Below are 22867 nucleotides of genomic sequence, written 5' to 3' on the forward strand. Positions count from 1 at the left end.
CTCGCCATGACACAACGCAAAGGCATCATCCTCGCCGGCGGCTCCGGCACCCGCCTGCACCCGGCCACGCTGGCCATGAGCAAGCAGCTGCTGCCGGTGTACGACAAGCCCATGATCTATTACCCGCTGAGCACGCTGATGCTGGGTGGTATACGTGACATCCTGGTCATCAGCACGCCGCAGGACACGCCGCGCTTCAGCCAGCTGCTGGGCGATGGCGCGCAATGGGGCCTGAACATCCAGTACGAGGTGCAGCCCAGCCCGGACGGCTTGGCGCAGGCCTTCATCATTGGCGACAAGTTTCTGGGCAACGCGCCGTCGGCGCTGGTGCTGGGCGACAACATCTTCTACGGTCACGATTTCGCGCCGCTGCTGAATGGCGCGGACCAAAAAGCCAGTGGCGCCACCGTGTTCGCCTACCATGTGCATGACCCCGAGCGCTATGGCGTGGTGGCCTTCGACGCCACCGGCAAGGCCAGCAGCATCGAAGAGAAGCCCTTGCAGCCCAAGAGCCATTACGCGGTGACCGGGCTGTATTTCTACGACAACCAGGTGGTGGACATCGCGAAATCGGTCAAACCCAGCGCGCGCGGTGAGCTGGAGATCACCACGGTGAACCAGACCTACCTGGAGCGCGGCCAGCTCAACGTGCAGATCATGCAGCGCGGCTATGCGTGGCTGGACACCGGCACGCACGACAGCCTGCTGGAAGCCAGCCAGTTCATCGCCACGCTGGAGCACCGTCAGGGCCTGAAGATCGCCTGCGTGGAAGAGATCGCCTGGCGCAATGGCTTCATCGACGACGAGCAACTGACCCGGCTGGCGCAGCCGCTGGCCAAGAATGGCTACGGTCAGTACCTGATGCGCATCCTGAAGGAGGAGCGCCTGTGAAAGCCGTGGCCACTGCCATCCCCGAGGTGCTGATCTTCGAGCCGCGCGTGTTCGGCGATGCCCGTGGATTCTTTTTTGAGAGCTTCAACCAGCGCGTCTTTGACGATGCGGTGGGTGCGGTGAACGGTGCGCCTTACAACTTCGTGCAGGACAACCACAGCCGTTCCGCCAAAGGTGTGCTGCGCGGCCTGCATTACCAGGTGCAGCAGGCGCAGGGCAAGCTGGTGCGGGTGGCGCGGGGCGCCGTGTTTGACGTGGCGGTGGACATACGCCAGTCTTCGCCCACCCTGGGTCAATGGGTGGGTGTGGAGTTGAGCGAAGACAACCAGCGCCAGCTGTGGGTGCCGCCGGGCTTTGCGCATGGCTTCCTGGTGCTGTCCGACAGTGCCGACTTCCTGTACAAGACCACTGATTTCTACGCTCCGGCGCACGAGCGCTGCATCGCCTGGAACGACGGGCGCCTGGGCGTGGCCTGGCCGCTGGACCGGTTGGATGGCAAGCCCGTGCTGGTCTCCGACAAGGACCAGAAGGGCAAGTTGTTGGCCGAGGCCGAACTCTTCCCGTGAGCAACAAGACCCTGGCCGTGGTGGTGGCCTACCGGCCCGATCCCGTGCTGCTGGGGCGACTGCTGCGCGCGCTGGCGCCGCAGGTTCAAGGCGGGATCGTGGTCAACAACGGCAGCGATTTGCCGTTGACGGATGCCGAATTGGCGGCCTTGGGTTTTGTGGTGCGCCACCTGGGGGACAACCTGGGCGTGGCCACGGCGCTGAACGCCGGTTTTGCCTGGGCCGAGCAGCAGCAGGCCGATTTCGTCATCAGCTTCGACCAGGACAGCGAGCCCGCACCCGACATGCTGCAGCGGCTGTTGCAGGCCCATGGCGCCTTGGTGGCTGAAGGCCGGCCGGTGGGCGCTGTGGGGCCGCAGCAGATCGACCGCCGCAGCGGCCGCGTGGCCGATGCTTTCGCGCCCACCCGCTGGCGCTACCGGCGCCTGCAGCCTGTTGTCGGCCAACGGCTGGAAGTGGACCACCTGATCACGTCCGGCTGCCTGACACCCCTGGCTGCCTGGCGGCAGGCCGGGCCCATGCTGGAGCCGCTGTTCATCGACTACGTGGACATCGAGTGGAGCTTGCGCGCGCGTGCGCGCGGCCTGCAACTGTTCATCGTCGGCGGCGCCATGCTGGACCATGCGCTGGGCGATGGCGTACACCACTGGCGCGGCCGCCAGGTGGCCCGGCATGGACCGCAGCGCCACTACTACCTGATGCGCAACGGCGTGTACCTGCAAAAACTGCCCTATATCCCCTGGGCCTGGAAGCTGCCGGATCTGCTGGCGCTGGTGAAGAAATTCCTGTTCTTCAGCGCGGTATCGCGCCCCCGTGGCGCCCATGTCCGGGCCATGCTGCGCGGCCTGTGGGCGGGCCTGACCGGCTCCGCTGGCAAGCCCGCCGACTGAACCATCTGAATCTGCCGGTCGCGCTCAGGCCCAGCCGAGCGCGCGCAGAATGGCGGGCGCCTGGTGCTGCCAGCCAAACCTGGCCAAGGCATCGGCATGCGCGCGACTGGCCATGGAGGGATACATCGCCACCTGGTCGATCGCGGTCTGCATGCTCTCCACCCACTGGTGGGCGCGGGCGATGTAGCCGTTGTCGCCATGCTGAATGGCCGCCGCGTAGTTGGCCGACGGCGAGGCAATGCTCAGCGTGCCCACTGCCGCCGCCTCAAAGTACTTCAATTCGGACTTGCAGTTGGTGAAGACGTTGTGCTGCAGGGGCATCAGGTTGAACTCCACCGAGGCCACCAGGCGTTGCAGGTTCACGTAGTCCTGGAACGGCTGGTAGCTGATGCGCGAGCCAAAGCGCTGCAAATGGGGACCGGCCTCGATATAGCCCACCACCATCAGCCGGGCGTCGTCATTGGCCTCCAGCACCCGCTCCAGCGCGGTCTCGACCAGCGCGAAATCCAGCCGGTGCGAGGGTGAGCCGCTGAAGTAGCCCAGCGTCAGGCCGCCCTGGCGGGCAAAGCTGCTGGCGCGCTTTTCCTCGTACAGGCGCTCGGACAGCGCCAGTTGCTCGGGGTTCATGAAGTTGGGCACCACCTGCACCGGCAGTTGGTGGAATTCGGTGATGCGCTGCGCCAGGTAGGCGTTGGTGGTGATGGCGCCGTCGCACAGTTTGAGCGTGCGGCCCATGCGGCCCATCATCGCGAACCAGTCGTCCCACACGCGCGGGTCGTCCTTGTCCAGCCCCAGCGTGTCCACCACCAGGTGGGTGTAGTCGGTGTTGAAGACGAAATCGTCGACGTCGAACAGCACCGGCTTGCCACGGTTGCGGAACTGCGTGATCAACTGGTTGACGCGGTGGTTGTAGCCTGAGCGGCAGATCACCAGCACATCGGCGCTGTCGGCGATGGCCTGCAGCGCATGCAGGTCGGCCTGGAAGAACCAGCTGGCGCTGTGCTCGCCTGCGGGCAGGCTGTTGAGCACCTGGGCCATGTTGTAGGCGCGGTAGCGGAAGGTGCTGTTGTTGGCCTCTTCGTAGTAGTAGGCGGCGCGCTTCTTGCCGCGCGCCAGCGCATGCAGGCGCTGGGCCAGCGGCAGGTTCCAGGGGTCGGCGTAGGGCTGTGCGGCAATGCGGCTGGCGAACATCAGGCCGTTCCCGCGACGCTGTCTATCAGGCCGGCGAACGACTGGTTCCAGTCGCGCTGCAGGCCGCTGGCTTCGAAGTTGGCGCGTCGGCGCGGCGCGTCCAGTGCCAGCGCCACGCCTGCGCGCAGCGCTTCCACCAGGGCTTCGCGCGTCAGATCGGCGCAGATCAGGTTGGGTGAGTAGGCCGACAGGTCCTGCTTGTTGGCGAAGCGGTTGGTCACCGCCACGGCGCCGCTGGCCACCAGGTCCAGCGGTGGGTAGCTGGGGTGCGGGGTGTACATCAGCGTGAACCCCAGGTCGGCCGCGCCCACCAGCGCGGCGTAGTCCGACCAGGCCAGGTTCTCAAAACGCTGTGGCTCGTAGCCGTCGCCCAGCACCATCTCGGGGATGTCCTTGCCGACGAACACGATGTCCCATTGCGCCAGGTCCAGCACGCCTTGGGCCAACGCGTCCTCAATCACTTGGATGCCAAAATAGAACAGGTTGCGCAGGTTGTTGGGCCGGGCGTAGAAGACGAACTTGCGCTTGGCCAGCAGCGCGCGCGCCGCCGGCTTGAACACCTGCGGCGGGAATGAGGGTTCGAACCACTGCGCATGCTGGGCGATGTTGTCAAAGCCTTCGGCGCAGAAGTGGTCGAACAGCAGCCGGGTGTTGATGGCAAAGCGGATGTCGCGGTTGCGCAGCACTTCTTCGCAGCGCAGGCGGTCGTCGCCATAGGGGTAGAACATGCGCTCGTCCTCCTGCAGCAGGTAGAGCAGGCGGCCGGCGGGCACGCCGGGCAGGGTGGCGGCGGTGGTCCACCAGGAGGTGGTGATGAACAACTCGCCGGGCGCGAAATCCAGCTCCTGCTTCAGGTCGTAGCTGGGGATGAAGCGGAACTGCGTTTCGCCCGCCAGCGTCACGCCGTAGACCGAGAAGATGTGCCCCACGTTTTCCGGCTGCGGGCGCTCGGTGCGGGTGACGATGCGCAGGTCGGCGCCCAGCCGGTTGGCCAGGGCGGCTGCCAGCAGCAGCGCGGTGCCGACGCCGCCAAACAGGCTGCCGGCGCCAATGCTGTCGGTGACCAGGTTGACGCGCGGGCGTTCACCCGGCACGGCGGTGCAGGTGCGCAGCGGCGTCAACTGCTCAAAGCGCGCTTGCCGAACATCGGCCGTGGTCTTCTTCACCGGCGGCGCCGGCAGGATGAAGGGCATGGCGGTGCCGGCCTGCTCGGCCTTGCGCGTCAGCGCGTTGTGCACCCGGGCGACAAAGGCGCGGGTGCCAAAGCGGCGCCAGAATGACCATGACTTGACGAACAATTGGACCAACTGAAACTCCGTGATTCTTTCTGTATTGCGCGAGCTAGGGCTTGAGGCGCCGCAACATGCCGCCTAGCCAGCGCACCGGGCGCGTCAGGCGCCAGCTGGTGCTGCTGAGCAGGGCCTGCACATCCAGCCGCTGCTGCGCGATGATGGCGGTCTGGTCGGCGAGGTAGCGCTCCTTGGCGGCCAGCACCTCGTGCAGGCCATTGAGCTGCTGCAATTGGTGAATGTTTTGATGGTGCTGGGCGTGCAGCAGTTGCTGCTGCTCGGCCAGCGTCTGGTTTTGCCGGGCGATGGTGGCGTCCTGGGCGGCGGCATGGGCCTGGCCGCTGGTGATCATGGCGCGGGCTTCACCCAGTTCCTGGATGATCTCGGCGTGCGACCACACGCGGCGCATCAACTCACCGCGCCGCTGCAGTGTCCACTGTGCTTCCCACTTGTCATAGATACGCGCAGCGTTGGCGCCCAGCGGCCCGGCATCGGCATGCACGCCGGAGCTGTCGTGGATGCGGTACACGCCGCTGACGCCCGGCAGGTGCGCGAAGGGGCCCAACTGCGCCAGCTGCAGCCAGAAATCCCAATCCTCATAGTGGTCCAGCGCCTCGTCGAAGCGGCAGCCCTGGGCCAGGGCCTTGGCGCTGAACAGCACGGCGTGTATCGGTGTCAGGTTGCCGGCGCTCTGGCGCACCGCGTCATACGGCATGTCGAACATCTGCCCCAGGGGCCGGCCCTGGGCGTCCACCAGGCTGATGCCGGTGTAGGCGGCCCAGGCGTGCGGTTGCCCGGCCAGCACCTGGGTCAGGCGGGCAATGTGGCCAGGCATCAGCCAGTCGTCATCGTCCAGCAGCAGCAGGTAGTCGCCGCGCGCCTGGCTCAGCCCTTGGTTGGCGGCCTGGCTGCGCGGCAACGCCGAGCCTGTGTTGAGCAGCCGCATGGGAAAGCGGCCACAGCGCGGCGGCAGTGGCTGGTGCTGGCCGGTGACGGCGATCACCAGCACCTCGATGTTCGGATAGGTTTGCAGCGCCACCGAATCCAGTGCCTGGGCCAGCGTGGGGCGGTCCATGCTGCGCACGATGATGGACACCAGCGGCACAGCGCCATCGGACGCGGGCGTGCCGGACTGAACGGCAGCGGCCAGCGCGCCGGCGCCACCGGCCAGCACCTGATCCAGTTCGTCAGGCCGGCCCACCCAATAGGCCTCGGCCGCAGTCACCTCTTGAGGCAGCGTGTAGGTGCGGAAGCGGTTCAGCGCCCGCATCTGCCCTGCATAGTCCTGATGTGCTTGCTGGGACGGGAAGCAGGCCATGGCCGCGTCCTTGGCAGCCGCCAGCGCGCTGATGTCCAGCAGGGTGTTGGGACGCAATGGGTTGCCCACCTCATACAGGGCCAGCCGCACGGCGGGGCCGGCGCGGCGCACAGCTTCCAGGGCCAGCGCATGGGCTTGGCGATGGTCAGGGTGCAACTCCCATGGGGAGGGGGCGTAGACCAGGTCGCTGCCGGTCTGGCCAATTTTGTCGGCCAGCCGTTGCGCCAAGGCTTCGTTGTAGTGCAGGCCACGGTCGGGCAATTGCCAGAATTCCGGTAGTGCACAGGCCAGGGCGCGGGCGGCGGCTTCGGATTCGGCGCGCCGCAGCGCGGCGTCGCCGTGCAAGGCGCCGTCGGTCAGCACCACCACCTGCACCGGCACGCCGTCACGCACATGCGCGGCAATGGCGCCACCGCAGGCAAACACCTCGTCGTCCGGGTGTGGCGCCAGCACCAGCACGGCGCGCGCGTCCAGCCGGGTGACGGCGGTGTAGGGGATGAGTTCGGCTTCCAAGGCTTGTCGTTATTGTTTGGGGGTCAGCCGGCGGCGGACCATGCCCTGGCCCAGTGGCGGCCCCAGTTGCGTGCCGGATTCTCCACCGCATGGTGCAGCAAGGCTGCCGTCAGCAGGGTGAGGATAACGCAAATCAACCCCAAGGCGGGGGCTGGCAGGCCCGGCATCAGGCCGTTGACGACGCCAGGCACGGCGTTGTGGAACAGGTAGATGCCGTAGCTCAGGTTGCCGGCGACCAGCGCCAGCCGGCGCAGGCCGGCGCCGGCTGGCGTCGCCCCACCGGCCAGACCGGCCACCACCAGCGTGTAGGCCAGGGCAAAGAAGAAGCCCACGTTGCCGCGCACCAGGTCGCTGGTGGGGATGGCGTTGCGCCGGTTCAGGTCTTCCAGCAGCAGGGCCAGTGCCAGCCAGCCCAACAGGCCGGCGGCCAGCAGTGCCCAGCGCAGCGCGCTGGACAGATGCTTGCGCGTCACCTGCCAGGCCAGCGCGCCCAGCAGGAATTCCACCAGCACACCGGGCAGGTGGATGCACAGGATGGCCCAGGCATCCACCGGCGCCTTGGGGCTGCTGGGGCTGTTGTAAGCCAACGCCAGGTGCGTGGCCAGCGCCAGCACACCCAGCAGCGGCAAGGCCCGGGGCCAACGCGCCACCAGTGCAGCCAGCAGCGGCAGTGCCAGGTAGAACTCCACCTCGGCCGGCAGGCTCCAGAAGGCCGGGTTGTAGTAGAAGGCGATTTCGGGCGACTGCAGGGTGTGCAGGAACAGCAGATGGGTGGCCAAGTACTCGGTGGGCTGGCCCTGCCACAGGCGCAGGCCGGCATAGGCCAGCAGCGACAACACGTACAGCGGGTAGAGGCGGAACAGGCGGCGCACAAAGAAGGGCCCCGTCTGCAGGGCGCGGCCGAACAGGTAAGGCGCGAACACATAGCCGCTGATGACGAAGAACAGGTCCACGCCGGTGTGCATGAACTCGAACAACCCCAGCTTCAGGCCGAGGAAGGTCTGGTAGTGCACCACCATCACCATGCTGGCGGCGATGCCGCGCAGCAACTCAATGGCCCAGTCGTTGTCGGGGTCGGCGGTGGGCATGCAAGGGGCTGAGGGGTCTTGTTGTGGGTGCGCCGAGGCGGGGTGATTTTACCTTTGACCCATGCAGAGCCATTGGCAGCGCCCACGCTGGGGATTGGGCGACAATGCCAGCCCATCCCCCTGGGCCACCATCAGGCAGTTGTTTTGTCCTTGCGCCGCTTCTTCGACCATCCCCTCGCCGCCCTGGCCTGCATTGGCGTGGCTACGCTGGCCTTGTACGCCGGCAGCCTGCGCCTGTGGTGGTGTTTTGACGACCCGGCCATCCTGCTGCACGCCTGGCGCTACGCGCCGCAAGAGTACTTTCTGGCGCCCAAGGCCTGGCAGGCGCTGATCCCCTACAGCCTGCAGCCCTGGTTGTCGGCCAGCTACGACCTGGACTTGTCGCTGTTCGGCTTCCGGCCGGTGGGTTTCTTCGCCCACCACCTGCTGGCGCTGGCGCTGTGCGCCTGGTGCCTGCAACGCGTGCTGGCGGTCTGGGTCGGGCAGGGCTGGGCGCTGGCCGGTGCGCTGCTGTTTCTGGTGGGTGCGCCGCAAGCGGTGGCGGCCCAGCAACTGATGGTGCGCCACTATGTGGAGGGTTTGCTGTTCTACCTGTTGGCGCTGTGGCTGGTGTTGCGGCGTTTGCAGGGCGGGCACGTGGCCAATGGCTGGGGGGCGGGGTTGGCGTTCGCGCTGGCGGCCAGCGCCAAGGAAATCTTCCTGCCCATGGGCCTGTTGCCCTTTGTGCTGCCGGTGGGCAACTGGCGCCAGCGTCTGCGGACGGCCTGGCCCTGGCTGGTGGTGATGGTGCTGTACGTGCCTTGGCGTTACCACATGCTGGGCGAGCTGGTGGGTGGCTATGTGCCGCAGGGTGGGCTGACGGGCTTGCAGCCGGGCGACGTGCTGGCGGCGTTTGGCCAGGTGCCGGCCATGCTGTGGGCCTGGCCAGTGGTGGGCTTGTGCGGGTTGGCGGCAACAGCGGTGTTGGGTATGGCGCAGGTGCAAGGCCGCTGGCGCGCCACCCTGTTGTGGGCTGTGCCACTGCCTGTGCTGTTGTTGGCGCCCTTGTTGCCGCTGGTTCGTTTCCCCGGCCTGGGGCCGGGCTCCGAGCGCTATTTCATGCTGCCTTGGGCGGTGCTGGCCGGTTTGAGTGCGGTGGCGCTGGGCTTGGCCTGGCGCACCTGGCCCAGGCCGGGCCCGCGCCTGCTGCTGGTGGCTGCATTTGCGGCGCTGTTGCTGCCGGCCTGGCAGGCCGCGCGCCTGGCACAGGTGCCGCTGACGCCCTTGCAGGCGGCACACAAGGCGTTGGGCATGGCGGTGGTGCATGGGCAAGCCCGCGACGTGCTGCTGGGCACGTCAGGGGTGTCCACCTGGTTCCTGCAGGGGTTGCTGGATTTGCGTGCGCTCATGGGCCAGACTGGTGCGCCGCCGCATCTGGCTTCGGACGAGTCGGACCTGGCCGGCCAGGATTTGGCGGGCGCGCGCCTGCTGCGTTACGAACCGCAGGGCGCCGCCATGCGCGACGTGACCGCCCAGCAGTCACAGCAACAGGCTGCCTGGCGCCAGCGCTTGCGCGCCGATGTGCCCTTGAGCGTGCTGGCCGAGTACGACACGCGGCTGAATGCGCTGCGCTGGCAACTGGGCCCCCCGGCGGCAGGTGGCTTTGCTTTCCTGTCCGCCGGCAGCGCCCTGCCATTGCCACCGCAGGGTGCGATACGCCGTGACACGCCACCCACAGGCTGCTTTCGCATACGCCTGGAGACGGCCGATGGCGGCCTGGTGTACTCGCCGTTGCTGCAATGGCCGGCGTCGAGTGCGGGCGGGGGCCTGGTCAAAGTGGCCTGGCAAGGCACAGGCGACGCTTTTACCGGGCCTGCGGCGATTTGCAAATAGGCGTCAGGGCTTCAACGGAGGCTGCGGAGGTGGGCATCAAACACCTGGGCGGCTGAAGACGAAATGCCGCCCCAGCAGGTAGGCCGTCAACGTGTAGGCCGGCACTCCCAGGGCCTGGGCCAGGTAGCTGTTCAGGTGCAGGCCATGCAGCGCCAACAGCACCACCGCCAGGTTGGCGCCATAGGCCACGGCGGTGGCCACCAAAAAGCGCGCCAGCGCCGGCAGCGTGGCGCCGGTGTGCGCAAAGGTCCAGCGCCGGTTCAGCGCAAAGCTCACGGTCAGGCCCACGGCGTAGCCCAGCAGGTTGGCCGCAATGTCGTCCCAGTGCGCCAACCATTTGGCGGCGTAGATCACGGTCAGGCCGGTGAAGGTGTTGAGCACGCCCACCAGCAGGAAGCGGGCGAACTCGCGTGGCTGGCTGGCGCGCTCCAAGGCTTGGTGCGGCTGGCCGGTGCCGGTCATTTGCGGGCCAATGTGAAGTACTGGGCACCCAGCGGCAGCCAGGCCAGCAAGCGCTCCAGTGGCCGCAGCCAACGCAGCGCGTGCGGAAAGAAGATGCGGTAGCGCAACTTGGCGGGTGCTTCAAAGCCGGCCTGGTGCAGGCGTTGTTGCAAGGTGGCGGCGCGCAGCAGGTGCGCGTTTTCGTCAAATGGGCAGTCCCGCACCACCTGACGTGTCATCGGGTTCAGCGGGTTGTGCTCGAACACGTACAGGCTGCCGCCGGGCCGCAGCACGCGACGCAACTCACCCAGCAACGCCACATGCTGGTCCTCGGGGATGTGGTGGAACACGCACATGGCGTAGGCGATGTCGAACTGGCCGTCAGCAAACGGAATGCGCTGGCCGTCAAACGGCACGTAGCTGGCCTGTCCTGGGAAGCGCTGTTGGGCGACGTCCAGGCTGCGCTGCGACACATCCAGGCAGGTCAACTGGGCGCCGGGCAGGTGCTGGTGCACAAACGGCACCGAACTGCCTATGCCGGCGCCGAAATCCAGCACCTGCAAGGTGGCGTTGGCGCCTGCACGGCTTTGTTGCCGCGCGATGTCCTTGATCTTGTACTCGGCGAAGTAGGCGGGCTCCTCGCCTGAGGCGGCCAACCCGGCGGCCAGTTGGGCCTGGTACTCCTGCGCGAACTTGTCAAACTCTGCCGGGTTCATGCAGCCGCCCGTTGACCAGGGTTGGCAGCCGGCTGCCGCGAGCCGCGCTGGTAAGCCATGCGCTCGGCGGCCATCAACTTGGCAATCCCCACGGCCAGGCTGGTGCTGGCCGCGCGCTCGGATGACAGCAGCACCTCCGAGCGGAACTGCACGCGCCGCGGGTACAGGCCAGACAGCCGGCTGACGCTGGTGACCACGCGGGGTGCGCGCCGCGCGATGCGCTTGAACAGCGCGACGATCTCGGCAATGGTGACCGGCCGCTCCGAAGCGATGATCTTCACGTGGGTTTGCGCGGGCTGCTGCCGGGCGAGGTGCAGCGCCGCGACCATGCGCTCGGCTGCGTCATCGGCGCTGATGTAGTCGCGCAGCGTGTCGAAAGGCACGTAAATCTGCACCGGCTGGTTGCGCAGCACGCTGCGCGCGATGTGCGACAGCAGACCGGTGGGCTTGGCAGGGTCGCGGCCTTGGCCATACAGCGTGCTGATGCGCGCCAGCAGCGCCTGTTGGCCCGGGTGCTGTTCATGGAAGCGGCGTACCAGGGCCTCCTGTGCCAGCTTTTCGCGCGCGTAGGCGCTGCCCGGTGCCTCGGCGCTGGCCTCCGTCACCACCCGGTCGCTGCTGCCGGCGTAGATGGCGCCGGCGGAACTGGCCAGCGCGAGCGTACCAGGGGCCTGCATCAGCGTGGCGTCAGCGCCCAGCGCGTCCAGCAGCGCGGCCAGTGCGGCGGTCTCTGGCGCCAGCGCCTCCGCGCTGCTGCCCATGCTGCCCACACCGGCGGCCCAATAGATCGCCCAGCCGGGTGCGCCACCCACGCTGGCGCTGAACTGCCGCACGGCTTCCTGCAGTTGGCTGTGCAATGCGCTGGCGTCCTGCCAAGCCCAGGGCTGTGCGGGCGTGAACAGAGGCATGCCCTGACGTTGCAGCGCGCGGCACAGCGCCGAGCCCAACAGCCCGCCCGCGCCCACCACCCAGGCCACGCTCATGGTCGTGCTGCCGGCCGCGTGGGCTTGGTGGCCACCACGTACAGCGGCTTGCCCATCACGATGCCCATGGTGACGGCCAGGTACTCGGCGATCACCCCCAGCGCGGCCAGGATGCCGCCGGAGAAGAACGTGACCACGATGACCAGCGACGCCCAGCCCTGCACCGGCACCTGCCCGTGCACCTTCTGGTAGACAACCCAGATGGCGACCACCACGGCCAGCAGCATGGCGCCCATGCCCATCAGCGTGATCAGCCGCAGCGGCCGCGTGCCGGTGGTCAGCACCAGGTTCCAGAAGTGGCCGATCAACCGCAGGTAGGAATAGCCCGAAGGCCGGCCTTCGTTGCGCAGCGCCACCGGGCAGTGGCCCACGCGGCCGGCGATCCAGGTCAGCCCCACGTCCAGGTAGACCTTGTTGCCGCAATAGGCCGCCAGCGTGCGCGCGATCTCGCCATCGATCAACCGGAAGCTGTTGAACTGGCCGCTGGCACCCTCACCCAGCAGCCGGCCACTGATGCGCTTGGCGGTGCGGCTCAGTGCGTTGCGCAGCCAGCCGTGTGGTGGTGGGTTGGTGGGCTGGGCATAAACCAGTTGCAGCGCGCCGGCCAACGCGGTGTCCAGCAGGGTGGGGATGTCTGCGGGGTTCTGCTGGCCGTCCTCGTCCAGCGTGGCCACCCAGTCGCCGGTGGCGCTGGCCAGGCCGGCCATGGTGGCGGCATGCTGGCCAAAGTTGCGCGACAGCCAGATGGGCTGCACAAAAGGGTATTGCGCAGCCAGCGCCTGCAGCGTCTGGTCCGAACGGTCAGGCCCGCAGTCGTGCACCAGCAGCACTTCGCTGACGATGAAGGCATGCCCGGCAGGCGTACGTTGCTCGCGGCCCAGTGGCGCAATTTCTGCCAGCAGCCCCGGCAGCGACTTTTCGCCCTGGTAGACCGGGATGACCACCGAGACCTGGATGGTGGAGTTGCTGGCGGGCAGGGGCATGCGGTGTGGGGCTTAAGGGGGCGGCTGGCGTGTGGGAGGGGTGGTCGGCTGCAATTCTATGCCCGCACTGGCGCCCACTGGCGGCAGGCCCAGGGCATCGGCCAGGCGCGTCATCAGCAGTTCCGAGCCGGTTGTGGTCAGGTGGAAGGTGTCCCAGCCCAGCACCTGCTCGGGCGCATCGCCGCTGCGCACCAGGCAGCCGCGCGTGTCGCACATGGCCTGGTAGGACGAGGCGTAGCCGATGTGCAGGCGCGCGGCCAGCGCGGACCAGGCCTGGTCCAGTGCCGGGTTGTCACCCAACAGGCCTTGGCTTTCGTTCAGGTAGGTCGGTAGCGCTTGCTGCGGATGGGCCGTGTAGGCGCGGTAGAGCAAGCGGGGTGGCGCGTCCACCCAATGCGGTGGCGAGCCCACGATGGCGATGTGGCGCACACCGGCCTTGCGCAACAGGGCCACGGTGTTGGCCAGTTCGGGCTCGACCTCCGGGGTCCAGCCCAGGCCGGACAGCAGCACGGTGTCCGCGCCCAGCGTGGCAATGCGCTTGGCGGTGGCGGCATTCACTTCGGCGCACAGTGCGTTGGGCTTGTACCCCACCACCGGCGGGCAGGACGAGGCGGTGAACTGCGCCAGCCGGAACCCGCGCCGGGCCTGCAGCGCCTTCAGCCCGGGGTACAGGTGGGCGCCTGTAGAGTCGCCCCACAGCACCACCAGCGGCTGCGGCTTGCCCGGCAACGGCGGATCGATGCAAGCGTCAGAGAAATGCAGCGCGCGTTGCACGTCCTCGATGCGGTCGATGAAGCACAGGCGCGAGCGGTAGGCCTTGTATTGGTCGTAGCGGTAGTCCACCAGATGGCGCACCGCTTCAGGGTAGCGCTGCGGCACGCCGTCCGCCAGTTGCACGGCGCCACCCACGCCGGCCAGCAGCAGCATCGCGGCCACCAGCCGCCAGGCGGTGGCTTGGCCCCGGCCGCGCTGTTGCGCGCGCCGCACCGGCGTTTCCAGGTAACGGTAGGTCAGCCAGGCCAGCACACAGCAGGCCAGCAGCAACACCACCGTCCAGCTTGCCGTCAGCGCCTGCGGGTACAGCACCCGGGCGAACGCCAGCACCGGCCAGTGCCACAGGTACAAGGGGTAGCTGACCAGGCCGATGGCCACCAGCGGCCGGGCCGACAGCAGCCATTGGTTGATGGGGCCATGCGCGCCAGCGGCGATCAGCAGCGCCGTGCCCACCGTGGGCAACAGGGCGCGCCAGCCGGGGTAAGCTGCACCGGGCGCCAACGCCCAGGCGGCACCTGCGATCATCAGCAGGCCGGCACCGCCCATCACCCAAGGCGCGTGGCGCTGCCATGCCGATGCGTCGCCCGACGCAGGGGCGTCGCGGGCCGGCCACTGTGCCAGCAGGGCACCCAGCATCAGCTCCCACATGCGGGTGTGCAGCAGGTAGAAGCTGGCCTCCGGCTGGCTGGCGGTGCCCAGCACGCTGGCCGCCAGCGTCAGCGCGAACAGCCCCGCGCTGGTCATCAGCAGGCCGCGACCCGGCCCGCGCCACAGCAGCAGCAACAGCGGCCACAGCAGGTAGAACTGCTCTTCTATGCCCAGCGACCACAGGTGCAGCAGCGGCTTGAACTGGGCGGCGGCGTCGAAGTAACCGGCCTCTTGCCACAGCAGGATGTTGGAGACGAAAGCCGCACCGGCATCCACATGCAGCCCCAACTGCCGGAACTCCGGCGGCAGGAAGGCCAGCCAGCCCACGACCAGGCTGGCCGCCAGCACCAGCAGCAGGGCCGGAAAGATGCGGTTGACGCGGCGCTGGTAGAAGGTCCACACGCTGAAGCGCTGCTCCGCCTGGGCGCGCAGCAGGATGCCGGTGATCAGGAAGCCGGAGATGACGAAGAACACGTCCACGCCCACGAACCCGCTCGGTAGCAGCTGGGGAAAGGCGTGGTAGGCCAGCACCGCCAGCACGGCGATGGCACGCAAGCCGTCGATGTCGTCGCGGTGGGCCATCACCACGGCTCAGCGGGTGAACGCCGTCCACGCCAGCGCATGCGGCGCCTGCGGCGAGCGCAGCAGCGCGACATAGGGGCCGGGCTCCAGCAAGTCCCACTCGGCCTGGCTGAACGGCTGGCCGTCCAGGGCGTCGGGGCGGAAGATGGCCGGCATCATCAGTTGTGAGGGGCTGAAGGCGACCACGCCGGCGTTGCCGGTCAGCGCGCTGAACGCCAGCGCATCGGGCACGGTGCCGGGCAGCGTGGTGTACCAGCGTGCCAGGTCGATGGTGCGCGCCAGCGCGTGGACCCGCCGCAGCCGGTCAGACAAGCGGTTGAACAACGGGTACTGCTTGTCAAAATACAGCGCCTGGCTGTCAGCCATCAGGCCGGCCTTGAAGGCCTTGTGGCGGTACTCATGCACGGCATGCGCCGTGGGCAGCACCGCCAGCCGAAAGCCGGCGCGGCGCAGCCGCAGCGACAGGTCGGCATCCTCGAAGAACATGAAGTAACCGGGGTCGAACAGGCCGCCGGCGGCCAGCACCTGGGCGCGCCGCACCAGCAGCACCGAGCCGGCGACAAAGTCGACGTCGAACAAGCGCTGGCCCTGCATCAGCCGCTTCATGCGCCGCAGGTAACGCTGCGCGGCCCAACGGCTGAGCGCGGGCGCCCGGGTGGCCAGCGCCTGCCACAGGCTGGCTGCCGGTGTCTGCGCAAAGGCGCTGGGCAGCAGGAAGCTGCGCGCTTCGTTCCAGTAGATGCAGGGGGACAGCGCCGCCAGGTCGGCCTGCGCGTCCATCTGCGCTGCCATGGCCAGGATGTCGGCCTCGGCGATGCGGGCGTCGGGGTTCAGCAGCAGCAGCTGTGGCGCGCTGGAGCGCGCGAACGCCAGGTTGCAGGCCTGGCCGAAACCCAGGTTGTCGCCTGGCGTCAGCAGTTGCACCCCCGGTTGGCTGGCGCAGGCGCTGCGCAATTGCTCAGCTTCGGCGGCGTAGTCCGCCTCATGGGCACTGTTGTCCACCAGCCAGACCGTGCCGTGCCGCCAGGGTGCCAGGCGTTGCAGGGCCTGCAGCGTGTCGGCGGCGCCCCGGTAGTTGACGATGACGATGTCGATCGCGGCCATGGGCAGTCAGGCTGCGGGTGGTGCGGCGTCTGCCGGCGCCAGCGGCATTTGCGTCAACAGGTCGGCCGCGCACCAGCGCTCGGGGTGGTCCATGATTCTCTGCGACAGAAAGTCATACACCTCGTCCACCGCGCCGTCATCGTTGACCGGCAGGATGCGTGAGAACTCCAGCCGGTATTCACCCGTGCCGGTACGCAGGCAGACAAAGCCGGCTATGTCGCTGTTGTAGCGGCGTGCCATCTTGATGGCGCCGCCGGCCAGCAGGCGCCGGGCGTGCAGGAAGCGCACGTCCATGGTCACGCCGTTGGGCAGCGGGGGCGAGTCCGCCAGCACCAGCAGGATGTCGCCCTGGTCCAGCGCGCGGTAGAAGGGGCGCAGGCCGTTTTCCAGGTGCATCACGGTGCCGCCGTTCAGGTAGGGGGCGATCAGCTGGTATTTGCCGTTGATGTAGTCCTGCGCTGCCTTGTGCACGCGCGGGTCTTCGAACACGGCAGACGACATGCAGTGTATGGGCCGCTGGCTGCCCGCCATGGCCTGGCCCAGAAAGGCCGTGCCCAGGTGGAAGCTGTCGAAGTGCGGAATCAGCAGCAGCAGCCCCTTGCCATTGCCCTGGCGCAATTGGGCCAGCGTGTCGGGCTGCGCCACCGTGCAGTGCATCTCGGCCACGCGGCGCTGGTTGACCAGGTAGGCCTCGAAGTCACAACGGCTTTCGGTCTGGAAGCGCCCGCGCACCCATTGGTCCAGCTGCCCCGGCGTGGCCTGCGGCGCCATCATCTGCAGGGCCAGGCGGCTTTGCCGGGCCACATGCGGATTGCCCAGTGCCATGGAGCGCCAGTCGCGCCGCAGCAGGCTGTTCAGGCGGTCGCGCAGGCCGGCCAGCGCAAAGGCCAGCGGCAGTGGCAGGCGCGCCAGCCAGGGCAGCAGGCGGCGGTGCTCGGGGCCTTGCGCTTTCCACAGCAGCCGCCACCAGCGTGCGCGCCAGCGGTCCGACAAACGCTCAGCCATACACCTGCGCCAGGAAGCGGGCCACGTCGCCGCTGGCACGTATGTCAAAGCATGGCGTGGTCAGTGGCAGTTTGTGTGCCCACTTGCGCTCAAACACCTCGCCGCTGGCGGCAATGCGCGCGCGCGTGGCGGCGGCCACGTGCTGCGGCAGTTGCGCGGTGCCGGACCAGTGCTCGCAGTAGGCATCCACTACCGCACACGCCAGCCCATGGGCCTGGGCCTGCAGCACCAGGTCGGTGGCGTAGAAGTCGAAGCCCAGCGCCGGGTCCAGCGTCAGGCCGCTGTCGGCGCGCACGGCAAACAGCAGCTCGTCCAGGCTGTCGGCGCGGCAGGGCAGGGCAGCGGGCTCGCGCAGCAGCGTGCCGCGGTCCAGCACGTGGCCGGCCCGGCGTGCCTGGTCGGCGTGGCCGCTCAGGCCGTAGACGCCGGCAACGGCGAGCTGGGGAAACAGGGCTTGCGCCTGCTGCAGACTGGCCGCGAAGCTGTGTTCCCAACCCGCCGGCAAGAACACATCCTGGTGCACCCAGACCAGCCAGCTGTCGGCCGGCGCGGCGCTGATGGCGGTGTTGAAGGCGTCGGCGGCCGAGCGGGCGTTGTGCAGCGCCAGCAACGGGTAGCCGCCGGCTTGCAGGCAGGGCGAGGCCAACAGGCGCTGGCGCAGCACCTCGGTGTCGCTGACGCAGGTGACGAAGCTGAGGTTCAGGTGAGGGTCTTGCACGGGCAGTAAGGGCGCCGCCTGGCACGCTGGCGCCGGGCAGTGGGGGGTTCAATGATAGCGAGTGAGCAGAGCCTGGGAGAGCGCGGTCAGCGCGGCCAGTGCGAACACGGCCAACAGCACCAAGTCCACCACCTGACGCCAGCGCGGCAGGTGATCAGATTGGCCGCTGAACGCATAGCCCAGCAACAGCGCCGGCACGATGAAGTAGCGGCCTTGCACGCCCAGCACCAGTTGCGCGGGGTGGGGCGTCCAGGCCAGCAGCAGCGCCAGGAAGATCAGCACGCACGACGCCAGGCCCAGCGCCAGCAACAGGATGCGCAACTCGGCGTCCTGGCGTGAGACCGGCCAGCGCACGGATGCCACCGCACACACCAGCAAGCCCGCGCCCAGCCACGGGTAGGCGGCGCCTGGCAAGGGCGTGTCCAACGCACCCAGGATGCCGATGAAGGAGTTGCGGTAGAACAGCATGGTCGGCGCATCGCTCAGCGTGGCCCACAGCACCTGCAAGAAGGCCAGCGGCTGGGCGGCGTAGTGGCGCAGCAACTGCGGCGCATCCAGGCTGCGCGGCACCAGCACGTCGTTGGCGCCGTGCATGGCGAACAGCGTCCAGGCCAGCGCAGCGATGCCCGCGAAGCCACCCAGGACCAGGTTCAACAGGGAGCGGTGGCGCCAGGCCAGCCACAGCGGGAAAGCCAGCAGCACCACCAGGTGCGTGCGGGTGGTGGCCAGCAGCAGCACGCTGGCCGCCAGTGCCAGCGACAGTCCTTTGCCCGGTGGTGTTTCACGCCGCGCCAGGTGGATGAACAGGCTGATGCCATACACCGCCAGGCTGGAGGTCAGCCCGTCTATGGTGGGCGACAGCAGCTGGAACACCGTCATGGGCAGCAGCAGCACGGCGGTCACCCAGGGGTTGGGCCGCAGCAGGCCAAAGGCCAGCCACAACAGCGCGGTGCAGCACAGCAGCGTCAGCACGCGGGCCAGGCGGTAGCTGTGGTCCACCGTCAGGTCCAGCGTTCGGCCCAGCCACAGCCCCGCGGCCTGCGGCACGTAGACCAGGGGGAAGTAGTAGGTGGTGTTGGGTGCCACGTAGTAGATCGGGGTGCCGCGCCAGCGCAGGGCGGCCAGCTGCGCGCCTTGTTCAGCGGGCAGGGCTTTGAAGGGCTTGCCCGGCCAGGCCCGGTAGGCATCCATGTAGTCCAGCAAGGCCATATCGATGGGGCCGCCGGTGCGACCGCCGTGCTGCAGCATGCGGTCGATGAAGCCGGGCACTTCGGGAATGCCAGGGTAACGCGCTGCCAGCGCGCGTATCTCCGGCGCCGGCTCGGCCAGCTGCCACTGGCCGGTGGAAATCAGGTAGGCGCGGGTGATGTGGGCCGTCTCGTCGGGCGACTGCATGGGCGGAATCAGCCACGCGTACGCCGCGGCCAGCAGGTAGGCCGCGAGCCACAGCAGCGGGTTGCCCCGGCCGGTCGTCGGCGTTTTGGTTGTCGTGCTGCGGATGCGCATGGTTCAGAGAAAGTCGGTGTCGCCACCCATCAGCCACCAGTGCATGGCCGGGAAGTCCGGCGGCGCGATGACCGAGGCCTGGGGGATGCCCAGCCAGGCGGTGATGCTGCTGGTGTCCACGCCGGTGGCTTGCAGGTGCTGCGCCACCAGCGGGCTGGCCCACAGGTGCATACTGCCTGCGCCGGCCTGGGCCGCCTGCCAGCGGCAGGCCTTGGCCGCCAGCGCCAGCTGTTGCGGCGGGCCCACCCAGTCCAGCCATTGCGCCTGGGCGCCTTGCAGGCTGAGCACGGCCACGCCGCCCGCGTGCCACGGCCAGCCCGACTGCAGGGCAAAGAAACGGTAGCGTGGCGCAGCTTGCGCGGGGATCGCAGGCGGCCGCAGCGCATAGCGCCAGCGCAGGTAAGCGGCGTCGCGTTGGCCCAGCGTCAGGTCACGGCTGCCGGCTTGCATGGCGGCCCAGGCGCGGGTGACGGTGTCGTCGAAGCCGTTTTGCGCGGGGTCCAGCTCGCGCCAGCGCCCAGGCCACGTGGTGGGGTGCTGCGGCGCGGTGGCCGGCGTGGTGTGCCAGGTCAGTGCATGGATGGGGCCGCCGTCCCACAGCAGCTTCAGCGTCACCGCCAGGCGCAGGTGGCGTTCGCTGGGAAACCCATAGGCGATCTGGTGCGTCTGCTGTGCGCCCACCTGGCGCTGGTAGAAGGCTTGCGACGCATGGAAGAACGGGCCGCGCCGCGTCAACAGGCCGCGCCACTGTGGTGCCACCATGACGTCGCCTATCTGTATGCCCATCACCGGCTGGCCGGTGCGCCACAGCGTGCGCGGCAGGCCGCCGCAGTGGGCGATCAAGTCGTCGCCATGCCAGACGCCGCAGCCCAGGCCATGGCCCTGGCCGGCGGCCTGGCCGTACTTCCAGGCCGCCCAGGCGGCGTCGGCCTCGGGGCCGAACACCAGCCGGTGCAAGGCTTGCAATGGCTCGCCGTCCTGGGTTGTCAGGTCGCGCAGCGTGAACCGGTGCTCGCCGATCTGCAGCGCTTGTGCCTCTGCCATGCTCACGGCAGCCAGTTGTGCGGCAGGCTGACCAGGCCTTGTTCCAGCCCCTGCTGGCGCACGTTCAGCATCACGCAGCGTTCGACCTGCTCGTAGATGTGCACGCCGTCTTCGCTGAGCAGGAAACAGGTGATGCTGTAGCGCCCCTTGAGCAGCGGGATCCTGGGGAACACCACGGTGGCGCTGCCCTGGCCTTGTGCGTCCATGCGCAGGTGCACGTGGTCGTTCAGCGACGAGGTGCTGGCCACAGTCAGGTTGGCGCTGTCGGAAATGCCCAGCGCCAGGCTGGGTGTGGGCAGCGAGGGGTCCACCGCGAAGTGGATGGTCAGGCTGACATCGCTGCGGTTGGACTCCACCTGCAGCTCGTTGCCCTGCTGCCCATCGGCCTGGGCCAGCACGTGCACGATGCGGCCCGTGCCGGGGGCGGCGCTGACGGCGGCCGGTGCTGGCGTGATATCGGTCTCTACCTCGGCTACTGGCTTGGCGGACGCCGCAACGCTGATGCTGGCGTTCAGGCTGGCGCTGTAGGCGCTGGTGACCTCGGCGGCGCTGCCCAGCAGGCGTAGCCGGCCACCCTCCATCCACAGCGCGCGCGAGCACAGCGCCTCCACCTGGTACATGGAGTGCGAGCAGAACAGGATGGTCTTGCCGGCATCCTTCAGCCGCATGATGCGGTCGAAGGACTTGCGGGCGAAGGCGCCATCGCCCACCGACAGCGCTTCGTCGATGACCAGGATGTCGGGCTCCACGCTGGTGGCCACAGCAAAGGCCAGGCGCATGAACATGCCGCTGGAATAGGTCTTGACCGGCTGGCGCACGAAGTCGCCAATGTCGGCAAAGGCCAGGATGTCGTCCAGCCGCTCATCCACCTGCGCGCGGCTCAGGCCCAGGATGGCGGCGTTCATGTAGATGTTCTCGATGCCGGTGAAGTCCGGGCTGAAGCCGGCCCCCAGCTCCAGCAGCGCCGCCACGCGGCCGCGCACCGCCAGCTCGCCGACGCTGGCCTGCAGGGTGCCGCAGACCATCTGCAACAGTGTGGACTTGCCAGCGCCGTTGCGCCCCACCACGCCCACCACCTCGCCCGGCGCGATGGCGAAGCTGACATCCTGCAGGGCCCAGAATTCGCGGAAATACGGGTGGTCGGCGCGCCAGCGCCCCCACAGCAATTGCTTCAGCCGGTCGGCTGGCCGCTCGTACAACTGGTAGCACTTGCCCAGGCCCAGGGCGTGGATGACGGCCGTGGTTTCAGACGACATCGGCAAACCCGCCGCGTGCGGCTTTGAAGAAGGCGGCGCCCACCCAGGCGATGGCGCAGCTGGCCAGCAGCTGCAGGCTCCAGGCGCCCCAATGGGGCCACAGGCCGTCCAGCAGCACCTGGCGGGTCTGGGTGATGGGCAGTGCCAGCGGGTTGAGCGCCAGCCACGGCTGAACGGCGGCGGGCAAAGCCTCCACCGGGAAGAAGATGGGGCTGAGGAACATCAGCAGGCTGACCAGCAGGCCCAGCACCTGGCCCACGTCCTTGACGTAGGTGCCCACTGCGGCCAGCAGCCAGCCCAGGCCCAGGCACAGCGGCAGCAGCGGCAGCCACACCAGCGGCAAGGCCAGCGCGGTGGCGTGCAGGCCGCCGTCCAGCAGGCCAAACAGCAGCAGCAAGACCAGCGCGATGCCCAGGTTGACGAAGGCGGAGGCGGCGCTGACCCAGGGCAGCACCTCCAGCGGGAACACCACTTTTTTGACCAGGTGCGGCTGGTCCAGCACCAGGCGCGGCGCGCGGTTCACGCATTCGGCGAAGAAGTTGAACACGGCCAGGCCGGCGTACACGCGCAAGGCGAAGCCCAGGTTGCTGTCCGCCCCGACGGACCAGCGCATCTTGAAGATGCTGCGGAACACAAAGGTGTACACGCCCAGCATCAGCAGCGGCGTCAGCACCGCCCACAGGCTGCCCAGCAGCGACTGGCGGTAGCGCGTGTCGAACTCGCGCACGGCAAACTGCCGGATCAGGGCCGCGTGATGCCAGGGAAAAAGGTAAGCGAGCAAGGCGCGCACGGTCTGCACAGGTTGGGGTCAGGCTTTGGGCGGGTCGACCCGGCCTTCGGCGATGTCTTTGAGGTAATCGGGGCGCACCAGCGTCAGCGTGTTGCCCTCGCGCACGAGGATCTTGTTGAGGAACAGAAGGTGGAACGAGCGGGTCACCGTTTCGCGGCTGGCATTGATCATGATGGCGAGCTCCTGGTGCGTGGGCACCTGGTCCACCGCGGGCTCTGCACCGGGGGTCTCGTTTTGTGACAATTGTAGGAGCAGCACACACAGCCGCTGGAACGGGTTGGCCAGGCCCAGCAGCGTGCGCTGGGCGATCACCAAGCGTACCCGGTGCGCCAGCCGGGCCATCACGGCGCGGGCCAGCTCGGGGTTGCCGGAAATCAGCTCACGGGCGGCGTTGGCTTCCAGGAAAGCCACGGTGGATTTGGCTGCCGCCACCACGAACTCGGAAGGGGGCTTGCCGTCCACCACCGAGAGTTCCCCGAAGTAGTCGCCGGGGTCTACGAAATACAAGCCCACGCTGCGCCCATCCACCGTAAAATCAACACCTTGCAGGCGTCCGTCAACCAAAAATCCCAGTTCTTGCGTGGGGTTGTCCTTCGACATCACCATGGCCCGCCGGGCAAACGACTTCAGGGTCATTTGCGCGGAAAGCGGTTCCAACGCTTCCCGCGCCAGCGGGTGTAAAAGCGGGAATTGGGAGAG

The 22867-nt window shown here is 68.3% G+C and carries 21 protein-coding genes; 4 read left to right on the forward strand and 17 right to left on the reverse strand.

All coding sequences use genetic code 11. The features are described from left to right. Positions 1–6 precede the first annotated feature (6 nt). Genes rfbA through AC1DX2_RS14285 form a run of 3 tightly spaced genes read left to right on the forward strand, consistent with a single transcriptional unit; the run spans position 7 to position 2347 of the window. Positions 7–891 (forward strand): glucose-1-phosphate thymidylyltransferase RfbA, encoded by an 885-nt coding sequence (rfbA, locus tag AC1DX2_RS14275; protein WP_477197024.1) that lies wholly within the window; start codon positions 7–9, stop codon positions 889–891. Next, the gene (gene rfbC / locus AC1DX2_RS14280; protein ID WP_477197025.1) at positions 888–1457 is read left to right on the forward strand and encodes a dTDP-4-dehydrorhamnose 3,5-epimerase; all 570 of its coding nucleotides are present in this window, start codon (positions 888–890) and stop codon (positions 1455–1457) included. The genes rfbA and rfbC overlap by 4 nt, the downstream gene beginning before the upstream one ends. Next, positions 1454–2347 carry a glycosyltransferase family 2 protein gene (locus AC1DX2_RS14285; RefSeq protein ID WP_477197026.1) on the forward strand — a complete coding sequence of 298 codons (894 nt, stop codon included), beginning with the start codon at positions 1454–1456 and terminating at the stop codon, positions 2345–2347. Before rfbC ends, AC1DX2_RS14285 begins: the two co-directional genes overlap by 4 nt. Positions 2348–2371: 24 nt before the next feature. Here AC1DX2_RS14285 and AC1DX2_RS14290 read toward each other — a convergent pair whose 3' ends face one another. From AC1DX2_RS14290 to AC1DX2_RS14305, 4 genes are read right to left on the reverse strand one after another with little or no spacing between them, the layout of a single operon-like run. Beyond that, a complete protein-coding gene (locus AC1DX2_RS14290) occupies positions 2372–3538 on the reverse strand; it encodes a glycosyltransferase (RefSeq protein WP_477197027.1) in 1167 nt (388 codons plus the stop codon). Next, complete coding sequence (locus tag AC1DX2_RS14295; protein WP_477197028.1) at positions 3538–4845, reverse strand: rhamnosyltransferase WsaF family glycosyltransferase; 1308 nt, start codon at positions 4843–4845, stop codon at positions 3538–3540. Before AC1DX2_RS14295 ends, AC1DX2_RS14290 begins: the two co-directional genes overlap by 1 nt. A 34-nt stretch (positions 4846–4879) precedes the next feature. Continuing rightward, positions 4880–6658 carry a PIG-L family deacetylase gene (locus tag AC1DX2_RS14300; RefSeq protein ID WP_477197029.1) on the reverse strand — a complete coding sequence of 593 codons (1779 nt, stop codon included), beginning with the start codon at positions 6656–6658 and terminating at the stop codon, positions 4880–4882. Between the two features lie 23 nt (positions 6659–6681). After that, entirely contained in the window at positions 6682–7746 is a 1065-nt protein-coding gene (locus AC1DX2_RS14305; RefSeq protein WP_477197030.1) for an acyltransferase family protein, read from the reverse strand. A gap of 144 nt (positions 7747–7890) precedes the next feature. On the opposite strand from AC1DX2_RS14305, the gene AC1DX2_RS14310 reads away from it, so the two are divergent. After that, complete coding sequence (locus AC1DX2_RS14310; RefSeq protein WP_477197031.1) at positions 7891–9618, forward strand: hypothetical protein; 1728 nt, start codon at positions 7891–7893, stop codon at positions 9616–9618. Between the two features lie 36 nt (positions 9619–9654). Here AC1DX2_RS14310 and AC1DX2_RS14315 read toward each other — a convergent pair whose 3' ends face one another. Genes AC1DX2_RS14315 through AC1DX2_RS14375 form a run of 13 tightly spaced genes read right to left on the reverse strand, consistent with a single transcriptional unit; the run spans position 9655 to position 22804 of the window. Beyond that, positions 9655–10080 carry a GtrA family protein gene (locus AC1DX2_RS14315; RefSeq protein WP_477197032.1) on the reverse strand — a complete coding sequence of 142 codons (426 nt, stop codon included), beginning with the start codon at positions 10078–10080 and terminating at the stop codon, positions 9655–9657. Then, positions 10077–10775 (reverse strand): class I SAM-dependent methyltransferase, encoded by a 699-nt coding sequence (locus tag AC1DX2_RS14320; protein WP_477197033.1) that lies wholly within the window; start codon positions 10773–10775, stop codon positions 10077–10079. Before AC1DX2_RS14320 ends, AC1DX2_RS14315 begins: the two co-directional genes overlap by 4 nt. Then, complete coding sequence (locus tag AC1DX2_RS14325) at positions 10772–11758, reverse strand: NAD-dependent epimerase/dehydratase family protein (RefSeq protein WP_477197034.1); 987 nt, start codon at positions 11756–11758, stop codon at positions 10772–10774. The genes AC1DX2_RS14320 and AC1DX2_RS14325 overlap by 4 nt, the downstream gene beginning before the upstream one ends. After that, complete coding sequence (locus tag AC1DX2_RS14330; RefSeq protein WP_477197035.1) at positions 11755–12741, reverse strand: glycosyltransferase; 987 nt, start codon at positions 12739–12741, stop codon at positions 11755–11757. Before AC1DX2_RS14330 ends, AC1DX2_RS14325 begins: the two co-directional genes overlap by 4 nt. Positions 12742–12753: 12 nt before the next feature. After that, entirely contained in the window at positions 12754–14745 is a 1992-nt protein-coding gene (locus tag AC1DX2_RS14335; protein ID WP_477197036.1) for an acyltransferase family protein, read from the reverse strand. 9 nt (positions 14746–14754) lie between these two features. Then, a complete protein-coding gene (locus AC1DX2_RS14340; RefSeq protein WP_477197037.1) occupies positions 14755–15849 on the reverse strand; it encodes a glycosyltransferase in 1095 nt (364 codons plus the stop codon). Positions 15850–15855: 6 nt separating this feature from the next. After that, complete coding sequence (locus tag AC1DX2_RS14345; protein ID WP_477197038.1) at positions 15856–16854, reverse strand: LpxL/LpxP family acyltransferase; 999 nt, start codon at positions 16852–16854, stop codon at positions 15856–15858. Next, the gene (locus tag AC1DX2_RS14350; protein ID WP_477197039.1) at positions 16847–17572 is read right to left on the reverse strand and encodes a hypothetical protein; all 726 of its coding nucleotides are present in this window, start codon (positions 17570–17572) and stop codon (positions 16847–16849) included. The genes AC1DX2_RS14345 and AC1DX2_RS14350 overlap by 8 nt, the downstream gene beginning before the upstream one ends. 48 nt (positions 17573–17620) lie before the next feature. Next, complete coding sequence (locus tag AC1DX2_RS14355) at positions 17621–19078, reverse strand: DUF2142 domain-containing protein (protein ID WP_477197040.1); 1458 nt, start codon at positions 19076–19078, stop codon at positions 17621–17623. 3 nt (positions 19079–19081) lie between these two features. Further along, positions 19082–20122 carry a hypothetical protein gene (locus AC1DX2_RS14360; protein ID WP_477197041.1) on the reverse strand — a complete coding sequence of 347 codons (1041 nt, stop codon included), beginning with the start codon at positions 20120–20122 and terminating at the stop codon, positions 19082–19084. 2 nt (positions 20123–20124) lie between these two features. After that, positions 20125–21378: an ABC transporter ATP-binding protein gene (locus AC1DX2_RS14365; RefSeq protein ID WP_477197042.1), complete on the reverse strand. Its 1254-nt coding sequence runs from the start codon at positions 21376–21378 to the stop codon at positions 20125–20127. After that, positions 21368–22159, reverse strand: a complete 792-nt coding sequence (locus tag AC1DX2_RS14370) for an ABC transporter permease (RefSeq protein ID WP_477197043.1) — start codon at positions 22157–22159, stop codon at positions 21368–21370. Before AC1DX2_RS14370 ends, AC1DX2_RS14365 begins: the two co-directional genes overlap by 11 nt. Before the next feature lie 27 nt (positions 22160–22186). After that, positions 22187–22804: a Crp/Fnr family transcriptional regulator gene (locus tag AC1DX2_RS14375; protein ID WP_477197044.1), complete on the reverse strand. Its 618-nt coding sequence runs from the start codon at positions 22802–22804 to the stop codon at positions 22187–22189. Positions 22805–22867 lie beyond the last annotated feature (63 nt).

The sequence above is a fragment of the Hylemonella sp. P2_B10 genome (genome assembly GCF_056404875.1).